Genomic DNA, 15,415 nt, shown 5'->3' on the forward strand with positions numbered 1-15,415 from the left:
ATCAATTATAATCATAATAATAACAAAATTTAATCATTTCATTAATTATTAAAATAATAATACAATGTATATGTACATTTTGATATAAAAATAATCATTAAAAAAGTATTTTCATATAATTATTGTATAAATAATATTTATCTGGGGTACCTGGATTCGAACCAGGGATGCCGGTATCAAAAACCGGTGCCGTAACCTCTTGGCTATACCCCAAAATTCACATTAATAAAAATTTTTAATACTATTATAATTATGCGGAAGGCGAGATTTGAACTCGCAAACTTTTCAGCGCCAGAACCTAAATCTGGTGCGTCTACCATTTTCGCCACTTCCGCTTAATATATATATAATTTTTATGGCTATAACGAGAATCGAACTCGTGACCTCAGCGTTATGAGTGCTGCGCTCTAACCGACTGAGCTACATAGCCGGAATAATAAAAACTAATATTTAAATGTTAATTTTACACAAATAAAATGTTTTTTACAATAAAAATTTATAAAAATTATTTTATAAAAAAATAACTTTTTTTAACAAATATGACGTTTAAAAAAAACATCAAGTAAAATACAATAAAAATCATTATACATAAAATATATATGGAATAGTTTAATAATGAAACATACAAATAACAATAATTTCATTAATAAAATTGTAAAATATTCAATTTTGAAAAATCCTAAAAGAAAAATAAAAACACGATTTCCACCAGAACCTAATGGTTACTTACATATAGGACATGCGAAATCTATATGTTTAAACAATAATATCGCTAATAAATACAATGGTACATGTAATCTTAGATTTGATGATACAAATCCTAGAAAAGAAAATGAAAAATACATTCAAGCAATTAAAAAGGATATAAAATGGTTGGGTTTTGATTGGTATAAAAAAACAACATATACTTCAAATTACTTTAATCAATTATACCAATATGCAATTCAGTTAATAAAAAAAAAAGTAGCATATGTAGACGAATTAAATGTAAAAGATATAAAAAAATATAGAGGAACATTAAAAAAAAATGGAAAAAATAGTCCTTTTCGCAACCGAACTGTTAAACAAAATTTAATGTTATTTAAAAAAATGAAAAACGGAATGTTTCCAGAAGGATCCATGTGCTTACGAGCAAAAATAGATATGAAATCATCATATATTATATTACGTGATCCTGTTCTGTATAGAATCATTTTTTCTAAACATCATCAAACAGAAAAAAAATGGTGTATTTATCCCATGTATGATTTTGCACACTGTATTGCAGATGCTTTAGAAGGAATTACACACTCTTTATGTACATTGGAATTTTTAGATAATCGTCAATTATATATATGGATACTAGAAAAATTAAATTTTAATAAAATACCTCCAAGACAATATGAATTTTCTAAATTAAATTTAGAATATACAATTTTATCTAAAAGAAAAATACAAAAATTAATAGATCTTAAACTAGTAAGCGGATGGAAAGATCCAAGACTAAGTACACTATCGGGTTTACGAAAAAGAGGATATACTAACAATTCTATTAAAACATTTTGTCAGAAAGTAGGGGTTACCAGACAACAAAGTCTAACAGAATTATCTCTATTAGAATCGTGTATACGAAAAGATCTTAATTATTCTTCTCCTAGAAGGATGGCTGTTATTAACCCTATTAAATTAATTATAACAAATATTGATCATAATTATACAGAATACTTAGACGTTCCAAATCATCCTCATAGAAAAGACATGGGTTACAGAAAAATTTTATTTTCCAGAGAAATATATATTGAAAAAGAAGATTTTCGTAAAAGACCTGTTACAGGCTACAAAGGATTAGTGTTAGGACAAAAAATTCGATTAAAATATGCATACACTATACGGGCAAATCAAATTATAAAAAATAAAAACAATGATATTTTATGCATTTTATGTACTTATTACTTAAATAAAAAAAAAAAAAATATTTCATTAGAAAAAAAATATAATATAATTCACTGGGTATCTAAGAAAAATTCTACTAAAACTCAATTCAAATTATTTGATGTATTATTTACATCTAAAAATCCAGAAAAAGAAAAAAACATTATTCAATTGTATAATCCTAATTCATGTATAATTAAACTAGGATATACTGAATCTATAATGGATAATGAAAACATTCAACATGCTTACCAATTTGAAAGAATAGGATATTTTTTAAAATTAAAAAAAAAAAATAAATGTAATATTTTAGTATTTAATAGAATTGTATCGTTAAAAAATAAATATAAAAAACTAATACATTAAATTTTATTTGTTTAAATTTATTAAATATTTATTTATATTTTATAAAATTTATAATACTAAAATATTAATTCATGTAATAAGAATCATTTGTTTTTCTTATAAAATTAACAATAAAAAATATATATCAATATTAATAATTAACTTATCACTAATATTGATATAAATAAAAATACTATTTTTTAAAATAATATATGTAACTATTATATATTATATAAACATAAAAATTTTAGAATCAAATCATAATAACTGTCTAATAGTTTTATTTATATATAAAAGTATTGATAAAATAATAATTAATTTTATATTTTTATAAAAAATTTACGCATATGGAATAATAAAATGTCAAAAATAAAAAAAATATTTGCTCGCGAAATATTAGATTCACGCGGACATCCAACTATTGAAACTGAAGTGCATTTAACTAGCGGACATATTGGATTAGCTTCTGCTCCCTCCGGAGCATCTACTGGTTCTAAAGAAGCTTTAGAATTAAGAGACGGAGATTTGAAACGTTTTTTTGGTAAGGGAGTGCAAAAAGCAATACAGTGTGTGAATACAGAAATAAGAAGAAGTTTGTTAGGTAAAGAGGCTGAGGAACAAAAAAAAATAGATAATTATCTAATACATTTAGACGGTACGCCTAACAAGTCAAAATTTGGTGCAAATGCAATTTTATCAGTATCATTAGCACTCGCAAAATCTGTTGCTGCAGAAAATAGAATGCCATTTTATTCTTATATTGCTGAAATTAATAAATCAAAAAATAAATTTTCCTTACCTCTTCCTATGATCAATATCATTAATGGAGGTATGCATGCCAACAACAATATTGATCTTCAAGAATTTATGATACAACCAATAGGAGCTGTTAATATTAAACAAGCTATTCGTATAGGATCCGAAGTATTTCATAAATTAGGTATGATATTAAAAAATAAAGGATATACAACTTGCGTGGGAGATGAAGGAGGTTATGCTCCTAATTTACAGTCTAATGAAGAAGCATTATCTATGATGAGTTTAGCTGTAGAAAAAGCAAATTACAAATTAGGAGAAGATGTAGTTTTTGCTATAGATTGTGCTGCATCAGAACTGTTTGATAAAAAAACACAAAAATACAAGTTAAAAAATGAAAAAAAAACATTTAATTCACAAGAATTTACTCATTACCTTCAAAAATTAACTAAAAAGTATCCTATTTTATCAATAGAAGATGGGTTACATGAAAATGATTGGAAAGGTTTTATACATCAAACAAAAGTTTTAGGAAAAACTATACAACTAGTAGGAGACGATTTATTTGTTACAAATAAAAAAATTTTAAGTTATGGAATAAAAAATAAAGCTGCAAACGCAATTTTAGTCAAATTAAATCAAATAGGAACCTTAACAGAAACTTTAGAAACTATTCGTTTAGCTAAAAAAAATAAATACTCCGTTATTATATCTCATCGATCTGGAGAAACAGAAGATACCAGTATTGCTGATTTATCTGTCGGTACATCTGCAGGACAAATAAAAACAGGTTCCATGTGTAGATCGGATAGAACAGCAAAATATAATAGATTAATCAGAATAGAAGAGTTTATGGAACTTGATAGTAAACTACCGAAAGAAAAATTGAACATATTCAATCCATATAACTAAAATTATATATAATCTAGAATATACAATATATATTGTTGTTTATAAAATAGGGGTGTAACCCCTATTAACAATAGATATTAATATGTATAAAAATATATATAATATTTTAAAAATACAATTTATATATTTATATACCGCAATATTATAATATAATATAACTAAATTATTTTTATTTTATATTTTATATACAAATAAATCATTAATTAAGTTAATAAAAAAAGTACTCTACTGCACGGTTTTTTACAAAAAAATAGTTTTCAAAAACATAATAAAAATTTACACAAAAAAAATTATAAATTTTATTATTTTAATAATAAAAAATAATCATTATTTTTAAAAAAAATTCTAGTATTATATATTTCAATATTCTTAATTAATGATTTGTATAACTATAAGTACAGCAAAAAAATGACAAAAAAAATAACTATATTAATTGATGGAAACTATTGTTTATATCAAACATATTTTTCTTATTTAAAATTAAAAAATAAAAATGGAGATTCAACTGGAATATTGTATGGATGTATTAAAATATTTAATAAATTAATAGAAACATTTAATCCCAAAAACATCGTAATCATTTTTGATACTCCAAAAACAACATTTCGACATCAATTATACAATAAATATAAAACACACAGAAAACCAATGCCTAGTAACTTAAAAAAACAAATAAGACCTCTAAAAAAAATCATTCAATCTCTAGGGATTCCAGTGATCAATATAAAAAATGTTGAAGCTGATGATATTATTGGTAGTTTATCTAAGAAATTTACAAAAAAAAAATATTATGTGTTTATATACAGTGCAGATAAAGATTTAACACAGTTAGTAAATAAAAAAGTATCTATTATCCCAGGAAATTTTATTACAGAAGTATTAAATGAAAAGCATGTATACAAAAAATATGGGGTACATGCAAAATACATAGCAGATTTTTTAGGATTAACAGGTGATTCTTCTGATAATATTCCCGGCGTTCCCGGCATAGGAAAAAAAACAGCTGCTGTACTTTTAAAAAATTTTTCCTCTATATCAGATATATATAAAAATATAAACTATGTTGCTTATCTACCAATAAGAAACATAAAAAATATTACAAGCAGTTTAAAAAAAAACAAAAAAAAAGCTTTTCTATCGTACCGTCTTACTAAAATAGATCAAAATATTTATATAAAAAATATATCATCATATTTAAAAAAAAATAACACAGATATACCTTTATTATTAAAATATTTTAAATATTATCAATTAAATAAGTACATTAAACAAATATATGAAAACCAATTTCCTATTCTTGATAAATATCACAAAAAAAAAAACAAAAATATACAAATTAAAATAGTAAATACTGATGTTATATCAAAAATGATAAATATCATTATTCAAAAAAAAATATTTTCTATTGCAATAGATTTTTACATAAATAAAGAAAAAAAATTTTTTTTTTATATCTCCATATCAGTTACTAACTATACAACATGGTGGTATATTCATGATCAAAAAAAAAACAATAAATACATATTAACTCCAAATATAATTTTAAAAAAACTAAAGTTCATTCTAGAAAACGAAAATTATCATAAAATTGGTACTAATTTAAAAAAAATTTTTCATATTTTGAAAAAATTTGATATTACATTAACAGGAATATATTTTGATACATCAATTGCATTATATTATTATCAGTTAAGTAATAATATAAAAAAATGTAAAAAAAAAACCTTAAAAAAATACATAAACAAGAAAAAATTTTTTGATTCAAAAAAAATAATTTTTAACGTTATTCAAAAATCTTTAAATCCAATAAAAAAATATTTTCAGAATATAAAATATTTAATTATAAACTCTAAAAAACCATTTAAATCTATTGACATACCTTTAATACAAGTATTATCTAATATGGAATATACTGGTGTATTAATAAAAAAAAAAATATTAGAAAAACAAAAAAAAAAAATCAATAATACATCATTAAAACTTGAAAAAAAAATATATTATATAACTCAAGAAAAATTCAATATTAATTCTCCTAAACAATTACAAAAAATTTTATTTAAAAAATATAATTTTCCATACTTTAAAAAAACAAAAAATGGTAATATTTCTACTGATGAAACAGTTCTCACGGAACTATCTAAAATTCATAAATTACCCAAAATTATCCTACAATATAGAATATTGAAAAAATTAAAAAATACTTATTTAAAAAAATTAATTCAATCAATAAATACAAAAACAAAAAGAATTCATACCACATATCATCAGAACTCAACATCAACTGGTCGATTATCTTCTAGTGATCCTAATTTACAAAACATTCCAATTAAAACCAAAATAGGAAGAAAACTTCGAATAGCATTTGTTGCAAAAAAAAAATGGTTATTATTAACAGCAGATTATTCTCATATTGAATTAAGAATCATGGCACATTATTCAAATGATAAAAATATGATAAAAGATTTATCATATACTCAAGATATACATTATAATTCTGCTAAACATATATTTAATATTAATGACAATAAAATAAAATCTTATCATAGAAATACTGCTAAAATTGTAAATTTTTCAATATTATATGGAATTAGTTCTTTTGGACTATCTCGTAAATTAAATATTCCTATTTATGAAGCTAGAGAGTATATAAAAAACTATTTTTTAACATATAAAACAATTAAAGAATATATCAAATATACATATAATTTTGCTAAAAAAAAAAAGTATGTAAAAACATTATTTGGAAGAAAAATATATATTCCTAATATTAATTCAAAAAATAAAAAATTAAAAAATAACGCAAAACGTTTTTGTATCAATGTAATTATACAAAATACTGCTTCAGATATAATTAAAACTTCTATGATTAAATTACAACATATATTTCAAAAAAAATATCCAAATGATGTCAAAATAATTATGCAAATACATGATGAATTAATATTTGAAATAAAAGAAGAAAAAATATCTAAATTTAGTTATTTAATTAAATATCACATGGAAAATAGTACAAAATTAATAGTTCCATTATATGTATCTATTAAAATAGGAAAAAATTGGAAAGAAATGAAATCTTATATATTATCTGTTCCTAAATAAATTGTACCATAAAGATAAATGATGTCGAACAACTAAAATATCTAATTTATTAAATTTAGAAAAACCTAAAACAGTAATGTCCATATTTAAAATAGATATTTTTTTACGAATTTGTGAAATTTGTACTGTTTTTTTTTGTTTAGAAACTTTATCAGTTTTAGTTAAAATAAATAAAATTGAAATTAATCTTTTCTGCAAAATTTTTAAAATTTTCAAATCCAATAATTTTAAGGAATAACGAATATCGGATAAAATTATAACACCACGTAAACATAATCTATTACGTAAATAAAATAATAGACTTTTACTGAGTAATTTTTTAGTTAATAAATTAATTGTAGAATATCCATATCCTGGAAAATCTATTATTCTAAAACTTGATGTAATATTAAAAACATTTATAGTTTTAGTTCTACCTGGCAATTTACTTACTCTAGCTAATTTTTTATTATTAGTTAATACATTTAATAAACTAGATTTTCCAGAATTAGAATAACCTAAAACTGCAATTTCTATTCCAGAAAAATCTTCTAATTCACAAGTATTAATAATGCTTTTTAAAAAAGATGTTTTATCAAATTTCATATTATACACGATAAACAGTATCCTTATTGATATACCATAACCAAGATGTAAATAATTAATTTAAAAATAATAATTCATACATTAGAAAAATATTGTAAAATAAAAATATAATTATACACTATAAACATTAAAATTAAGAATATATCATCATATGTATTTAACATAGTATATAAATACTACTGTTTTGTTAAAAAAAATATTTTGTATTAAATATCTATAAATAATATCATGTTATTATTTTAAATAAAACAAAGTCATATAAATAATAATTTTAAAAATTACATTAATAATAAAAAACAATATTTTTTCTTCCATACCGAACTTTAACTTACATATTCGTTTAATAATTAACAAAAAATTGGTATCTATATGAATAAAATGATCAGAAATATTGCTATTATTGCTCACGTTGATCATGGAAAAACAACACTACTAGATCAATTATTACAGCAATCAGGTACATTTCAACAGCATGAAGAAAAAATTGATAGAATAATGGATTCCAACGAATTGGAAAAAGAAAGAGGTATAACGATATTATCTAAGCATACGTCAGTAACGTGGAAAAATTATCATATAAATATTATCGATACTCCGGGACATGCTGACTTTGGAGGAGAAGTAGAAAGAATTTTATCTATGGTAGATTCTGTTTTACTAGTTGTAGATGCTTTTGAAGGACCTATGCCTCAAACACGTTATGTAACTAAAAAATCATTTTTATATAACATAAAACCAATAGTAGTAATTAATAAAATGGATAGACCAACTATTCGACCAGATTGGGTAATTAATCAAATATTTGATTTATTTGTTAACTTATCCGCTAGTGATGAACAATTAGATTTTCCTATAATATATACTTCGGCATTATTAGGTCAATCGGGATATGATCCTGATAATATACAAAATAATATGGTCCCTTTATTAAATTCTATTATAGAATACACTCCAATACCCAACATATCAAAAAAAAAATTTTTTCAAATGCAACTTTCACAATTAGATTTCAATAATTATTTTGGAATGATCGGAATCGGAAAAATACAACAAGGAAAGTTAAGAAGTAATCAAATGGTTTCAGTATTGAGAAATAAAAAAAAAATTTATACAGGAAAAATTCAAAATATATTAAAATTCTACGGATTAAAAAAAAAAAAAATAGATATAGCATATGCTGGTGATATTATTGCAGTTACAGGACTTAACAACATTGAAATATCAGATACTATTTGTGATCCAGATTTTTTGTATCCTTTACCTAACTTAAAAATTGATGAACCTACTGTAAAAATGTTATTTTGTGTTAATCAATCACCTTTTTGTGGTAGAGAAGGAAAATACATAACATCTCGTCAAATCTTAGAGCGATTAAAAAAAGAAACTATTCGTAATATTTCTTTAACCGTAGAAGAAACTAAAAATTCAAACATTTTTTCTGTTTCTGGAAGAGGAGAATTACATTTATCTATTTTGTTAGAACAACTACGTAGAGAAAATTTTGAAATAGAGGTATCTAGACCTACAGTAATTTTTAAAAACAAAAACAATGTATTAACTGAACCATTCGAAATAACATTTTTAGATATTGAAAAAAAACATCAAGGACCGTTAATACAAAAATTAGGTGAATTAAGAGGTGAAATACAGAATATAGTGACCAGTGAGTACGGCAGAATTCAAATTGAATGTATTTTATCTAGTAGATCTTTAATTGGATTTAGATCCGAATTTATGAATCTTACATCAGGAAGTGGTACTTTTTTTTCATCTATTAATCATTATGGACCATTACAACAAAAAAAATTTGGACAAAGAAAAAATGGAGTTCTTATTTCTAAAAAAACTGGAACTGCTGTATCTTTTTCTATTTATAATCTTCAAAATAGAGGTAAAATGTTTATTCATCACGGAGAAGAGGTGTATGAAGGACAAATTGTAGGAATACATAACCGATCTAATGATTTAACTGTGAATTGCTTGACAGGAAAAAAATTAACAAATATGCGCGCTTCTGGAACTGATGAAGCTATAAATTTAACTAAACCAATTAATATTACCTTAGAATATGCTTTAAATTTCGTGAATGACGATGAACTAATAGAAGTAACTCCTCGTTCAATACGATTAAGAAAATTATTACTGAAAGAAAGTGATAGGAAAAAAAACAACAAAAATAATACTCGTGATTATTAATCATTAGTAAAAAATACATGATATACAATTCATATTGTTAACGATTACTAAAAAGAATCTTTATATCCTAAAAAGATTCTTTTTATAAAAAATACTATGAAATATAAATAAAAAATTTTTTAGATTATATAAATTTAAAAGTTTTACTAAAAATAACAATTTTAATTACATGTAATTTAATTAAATAAAATATTATATAAAAATGTATTAAGTATAAATTTAATCTCAATATTTATCTAAAATTCGTTTTTATAATTTTTATATAAATTATCCAAATACTACTTTTTTAATGCTTTATTTTTAATTAATTTCTGTTTTAAAATTATTATAGAAATTTACTATCTAGTAAACACAAAAAAATCAACAGATGGATTTGACTTTATAAAAAAAATATTTTTTTTTTTTAAAAAAATTTTTTTTATGCGAATTTGTAATAATAATTTTTTAGGATATATATATACCCACGATAAAACTACACCAACATGAAACTTATAACCTGATTTATCATCTAAATATTCAACAGATTCAAAAATATCAGGATGACAGGAATAATTATTACCTATTAATGAACAAACTGTAAATTTGTTAATCTTTTTATTTTCATATTTACACAATACTTCTTGTCCATAATAACAACCTTTATTAAAATCAATAGCATTCCATTTTTTTAAACCTAAAGACTGTAATATAAAAAAACCAGATATTTTTTTATCAATTATAGGAAAACATGCTTCAATATCTAACGCTAACCATTGCATACTAATACTCAATAAAATTTTATGCTTTATGCATTTTAAAAAATTTTCTACTTTATTTTCATGTACTAAAATCAAATATCTGTTAACAGGTTGATTGATTTTTAAAAAAACTAAACCATCTTGTACAATTACCGAAGTATATTGATTGAACCTAATGGAAAAAATATCCTTTAATATAAAATCTGATTTACTTCCGCATAAACCAAATAAACGAAAACTATTATCTTCAAAAATATCTACTTTAGAAAATAAAGAATATTTTTTTAATTCATATAAATGTTTCTTACAAATTGAAGATCGTACAATATATAAGTAACAATCATAATATTTAAATATAAAAAATGAAGTCCATACTTTTCCATTAATGTTACAATGAGTTCCAATTTTATAGTTATAATTATCAATTGAATTTATATCTATTGTAAATTGATTATTTAAATATTTTTTTTTATCTAATCCTAGAACACGAACTATAGACCAATCGTTTAATTGCATGTATATATTAGATAAATTATTACTCAGATAAACACTTGAATTATTTTGCATAAATTACTCTCTAAGAAAGCTTTTTTTTTAGATGTTTTTTATAGTATAGTCATATGATATGATACAATAAATTAATGTTTATATAAAAATTATTATATAATAATAATCATATAAAATATGTGATATATCAATTGATATAATAAATTAAAAAAATAAAAATTATACGTATTTTAAAAAAAATAACTAAAACTTTTAAAAAATAAAATGAAAAAAACATTAAATTTATCCACTTTAATTAAAAAAATACAACTATTTAAAAAAAAAATAATATTATTAAAGAGGAATCTTTGACTATGATAACAATACAAAAAAAATCCAGTCTATTAATTCTAAATTAAAAAATTTAAAATTTTATAAAAATTCTAAATTAATATCACATTTATATAAAAAAAAAAATATTTTATCTAAAAATAAAAATGACATTGTACGAATTACTAATATAGTACAAGATATAGAGTGTTGGATAAAAATATTTATACAAGAACCCGATAAAATTATTAAAAAAGAAATAAACATACAATATAAAAAATTAAAAAAAAAATTAAAAAAACTAGAAATATACATCATGTTTTACCATAAACACGATCATAATAATTGTTATATAGATATACAATCAGGATCAGGAGGAATTGAATCACAAGATTGGACAAAAATGTTATTAAAAATGTATCTAAAATATTCATTTAATAAAAAATTCAAAAGTAAAATTATATCCCAATCAATAGGAGAAAATGGTGGTATAAAATCTATTACATTAAAAATAAAAGGTGAATATGCATTTGGTTGGTTTAGAACTGAAACAGGTATACATAGATTAGTACGAAAAAGCCCTTTTGACATAAATAACAAAAGACATACTTCATTTAGTTCTGTATTTGTATATCCTGAATTAAAAAATAATATTAATATAGATATTCAACCCAAAAATCTGAGAATAGATGTTTACCGATCTTCGGGAGCTGGAGGACAACACGTCAATAAAACAGAATCTGCTGTACGCATTACACATATACCAACAGGTATTGTAACACAGTGTCAAAATGAAAGATCTCAGCATAAAAATAAACATGCTGCTCTAAAACAATTAACATCTAAACTATATCGAATAGAAACAGAAAAAAAAAAAACAGAAAAAAAAAACACAAATACAAAAAAACCTAGTATTCGATGGGGAAACCAAATTCGTTCATATATATTAGATGATTCTAGAATAAAAGATATCCGAACTAACATAGAAAGAAATGATGTATATCAAATCTTAAATGGTGATTTACATCAATTTATTAAAACTAGTTTAAAAATGGGATTATAAAAATAAAATATGTCAAAAAAAATTCAAGAAAAAAAAAAAAAGAAATCATCAAAAAATGAAGTTAATACAAGAAAAAAAAAATTATTTCAATTACGTCAATTAGGTTTTGATTTTCCTAATACTTTTAGTTGCACAAATAGTATCAAAGATATTTTAAATATATATCAAAAAAGCACAAAAGATGATTTAAATAAATTATGTTATATAGTTAAAATTGCTGGAAGAATTATAAAAAAAAGAATTTTAGGAAAAGCTGCATTTTTAGTAATATACGGTAATCATCATACAATTCAAATATATATAAAAAGTAATTTATTTGCAGAAGATTACTATAAAAATCATATTCTAGAATTAGATTTAGGAGATATAATCGGAGTAAAAGGAAAAATATTTAAAACTAATACATCAGAACTATCTATTTATTGTAAAACAATATATTTACTAACAAAATCTTTAAGACCATTACCAGATAAATACCAGGGATTGAAAAAAAAAGAATTAAAATATAGAAAAAGATACTTAGATCTTATATCTAATATTCAGACTACGAGAATTTTTACAAAAAGATCTTCTATTATTTTAAATATTCGTAAGTTTATGATACAAGAAAATTTTTTAGAAGTTGAAACACCCATGATGCATCCTATTCCTGGAGGAGCTAACGCAAAACCATTTGTTACTTACCATAATTCCTTAAACAAAAAAATGTATTTACGAGTCTCTCCTGAATTATATTTGAAAAGACTAATTATCGGTGGTTTTAATAAAATTTTTGAAATAAATAGAAATTTTAGAAATGAAGGATTATCAACACAACATAGTCCAGAATTTACTATGATGGAAGTTTATTCATCATATACTCAATATACTGACATGATGTCTTTTTTAGAAAAACTATGTATTTTTTTAGTAAAAAAAATTTTTCATTCATATATTTTTACATACGGTAAATACCAGTTAAATTTTGAAAAACCAATTAAAAAAATGACTATGATACAAGCAATATTAAAATTCAACAAAAAAATTAAAGAATCTGATTTAAAAACACTAAAAAAAGCTAAAAAGATAGCAAAAAAAATACACTTAAATATAAAAACATGCACTTCATTGGGGGAAATAATTTATTTAATTTTTGAAAAAAAGATAGAAAAAAAAATAATTACGCCAACGTTTATTACTGAATATCCCTTGGAAATTTCTCCTTTAGCTAAAACTAACAGTATAAATAAAAATATTACAGATAGATTTGAATTTTTCATAGCAGGTTATGAAATAGCTAACGGTTTTTCTGAATTAAATGATCCAGAAGAACAAAAAAGACGTTTTAAATTACAAAAATCACAAAAAAAAAATGTAGAATTTTTAAAAAATTTTTATTATGACCAAGACTATATTACTGCTTTAGAACACGGATTACCGCCTACATCCGGTTTAGGAATTGGTATTGATAGATTAATCATGATTTTAACTAATCAAAAAAATATCAAAGATGTTATACTGTTTCCGATTTTAAAGAATAAAATATATTAATAACTAAAATGATTAACTTTAATAAAATTAATCAAATATATAAAAAAATTGTTTCAATTAAAATAATAAACAATATTTAATATATATTAAATATAAATATTATTAATACATAAAAAATCATTAGTATTTATTCAAATAACATCTGTGGAGAAAAAATGCAAGATACATTAAATATTTCAAATAAAGTACTAACAAGAAAAAACCTTATTTATTTAATAAAAAAATACAAAACACCATTATGGGTATACAATGCAGATATTATTATTAAACAAATAAAAAAATTAAAAAAATTTGATATTATTCGTTTTGCACAAAAATCTTGTTCTAATATACATATTTTAAAAATAATGAAAGATAATAACATAAAAATAGATGCAGTTTCACTGGGAGAAATAAAAAGAGCGCTTATTGCAGGATTTAAACCACACAACAATGACATTGTATTTACATCAGATATTTTAGAAGAGAATGTACTAAAAGAAGTAGTTCAAAAAAACATTCCGGTTAATGCTGGATCTATTGAAATGTTACATCAGTTAGGGAAAATATCTCCTAGACATCCTGTATGGATTAGAATTAATCCTAAATTTGGTGGAGGACATCATATTAAAACAAACACAGGAGGAGATCAAAGCAAACACGGAATCTGGAATTCTATGCACGCTATATCAATAATTGAAAAATATAATTTAAATCTTATTGGGTTGCACATACACATAGGATCAGGAGTAAACACAAAAAACTTATATCAAGTATGTAAATCTATGAAAAATCACGCTATTCAATTAAATAAAAAAATACAATTCATATCTGCTGGAGGGGGATTAAATATACCATATAAACCAACGGACAAAGAAATTAACATCAATGAATATTTTCAAAAATGGAATAATGTAAAAAAAAAACTTATTTCTACTTTAAATTGCCCTATTAAACTAGAAATTGAACCAGGTCGTTTTTTAGTGGGTCAATCTGGAATATTAATAGCACAAGTATATTCCGTAAAAAAAACTCAAAAAAATATTTTTGTACTAATTAATGCAGGATTTAATGATTTAATGAGGCCTGTTTTGTACGGTAGTTATCATGAAATAACAGTGTTACATAAAAATATTAAAGATATTCAAAAAATACCCCTTATTCGAGGTATAATAGCTGGACCTCTATGTGAATCCGGAGATATCTTTACAGTACAAGATACAGGAATTATACTACCTCGAAATATTCCTTCAGTAGAGCCTGGAGATTATATAATTATCCACAATACTGGTGCTTACGGATCATCTATGTCATCTAACTACAATAGTCGACCTTTTATTCCAGAAATATTATATGAAAAAAAAGTTTTTAAATTAATAAGAAGGCGTCAAACCATAAAAGAAATGCTATCATTAGAATTATCTCTATAAAAATCATATAATGATATATATCATCCTGTTACAATATATGATATCTTATAGATCAT

The 15,415-nt window shown here is 22.4% G+C and carries 9 protein-coding genes and 3 tRNA genes; 7 read left to right on the plus strand and 5 right to left on the minus strand.

All coding sequences use genetic code 11. The annotated features are described in order from the left end of the window. Positions 1-141 precede the first annotated feature (141 nt). The 3 genes from BUCISPPA3004_RS01360 to BUCISPPA3004_RS01370 form a co-directional block, all read right to left on the minus strand. A tRNA-Gln gene (locus tag BUCISPPA3004_RS01360) sits at positions 142-213 on the minus strand. A gap of 40 nt (positions 214-253) precedes the next feature. Next, a tRNA-Leu gene (locus BUCISPPA3004_RS01365) sits at positions 254-335 on the minus strand. Positions 336-356: 21 nt separating this feature from the next. Then, positions 357-430: transfer RNA gene (locus BUCISPPA3004_RS01370), tRNA-Met, on the minus strand. Positions 431-615: 185 nt separating this feature from the next. Here BUCISPPA3004_RS01370 and BUCISPPA3004_RS01375 point away from each other — a divergent pair. From BUCISPPA3004_RS01375 to polA, 3 genes are all read left to right on the plus strand, one after another. Then, the gene (locus BUCISPPA3004_RS01375) at positions 616-2,277 is read left to right on the plus strand and encodes a glutamine--tRNA ligase/YqeY domain fusion protein (RefSeq protein ID WP_154048949.1); all 1,662 of its coding nucleotides are present in this window, start codon (positions 616-618) and stop codon (positions 2,275-2,277) included. Positions 2,278-2,616: 339 nt separating this feature from the next. Continuing rightward, on the plus strand, positions 2,617-3,924 hold the full coding sequence (gene eno, locus BUCISPPA3004_RS01380) for a phosphopyruvate hydratase (protein WP_154048950.1): 1,308 nt from the start codon (positions 2,617-2,619) through the stop codon (positions 3,922-3,924). Positions 3,925-4,332: 408 nt separating this feature from the next. Beyond that, positions 4,333-7,023, plus strand: coding sequence for a DNA polymerase I (gene polA, locus BUCISPPA3004_RS01385; RefSeq protein WP_154048951.1), 2,691 nt, complete (start codon positions 4,333-4,335; stop codon positions 7,021-7,023). Here the strand turns inward: polA and yihA are convergent. Beyond that, positions 7,006-7,608 (minus strand): ribosome biogenesis GTP-binding protein YihA/YsxC, encoded by a 603-nt coding sequence (gene yihA, locus BUCISPPA3004_RS01390; protein ID WP_154048952.1) that lies wholly within the window; start codon positions 7,606-7,608, stop codon positions 7,006-7,008. The two genes, polA and yihA, sit on opposite strands and share 18 nt — an antisense overlap. 369 nt (positions 7,609-7,977) lie before the next feature. On the opposite strand from yihA, the gene typA reads away from it, so the two are divergent. Then, on the plus strand, positions 7,978-9,804 hold the full coding sequence (typA, locus tag BUCISPPA3004_RS01395; RefSeq protein WP_154048953.1) for a translational GTPase TypA: 1,827 nt from the start codon (positions 7,978-7,980) through the stop codon (positions 9,802-9,804). A 338-nt stretch (positions 9,805-10,142) separates the two neighbouring features. Here typA and BUCISPPA3004_RS01400 read toward each other — a convergent pair whose 3' ends face one another. Continuing rightward, positions 10,143-11,108 carry a hypothetical protein gene (locus BUCISPPA3004_RS01400; protein WP_154048954.1) on the minus strand — a complete coding sequence of 322 codons (966 nt, stop codon included), beginning with the start codon at positions 11,106-11,108 and terminating at the stop codon, positions 10,143-10,145. Between the two features lie 204 nt (positions 11,109-11,312). Here BUCISPPA3004_RS01400 and prfB point away from each other — a divergent pair. From prfB to lysA, 3 genes are all read left to right on the plus strand, one after another. Beyond that, positions 11,313-12,420, plus strand: a protein-coding gene (gene prfB, locus BUCISPPA3004_RS01405) for a peptide chain release factor 2 (protein ID WP_154048955.1) whose coding sequence is annotated in 2 segments (ribosomal slippage) — positions 11,313-11,396 and positions 11,398-12,420 — 1,107 coding nt in all. Because the reading frame shifts where the segments join, the coding sequence is not laid out codon by codon here. Between the two features lie 9 nt (positions 12,421-12,429). Continuing rightward, positions 12,430-13,950, plus strand: a complete 1,521-nt coding sequence (gene lysS, locus BUCISPPA3004_RS01410; protein ID WP_154048956.1) for a lysine--tRNA ligase — start codon at positions 12,430-12,432, stop codon at positions 13,948-13,950. Between the two features lie 155 nt (positions 13,951-14,105). After that, positions 14,106-15,359: a diaminopimelate decarboxylase gene (gene lysA / locus BUCISPPA3004_RS01415; RefSeq protein WP_154048957.1), complete on the plus strand. Its 1,254-nt coding sequence runs from the start codon at positions 14,106-14,108 to the stop codon at positions 15,357-15,359. The last annotated feature ends 56 nt before the right edge of the window (positions 15,360-15,415 follow it).

This window comes from Buchnera aphidicola (Cinara splendens) (genome assembly GCF_900698975.1).
Classification (GTDB): Bacteria; Pseudomonadota; Gammaproteobacteria; order Enterobacterales; family Enterobacteriaceae; genus Buchnera_F; species Buchnera_F aphidicola_AI.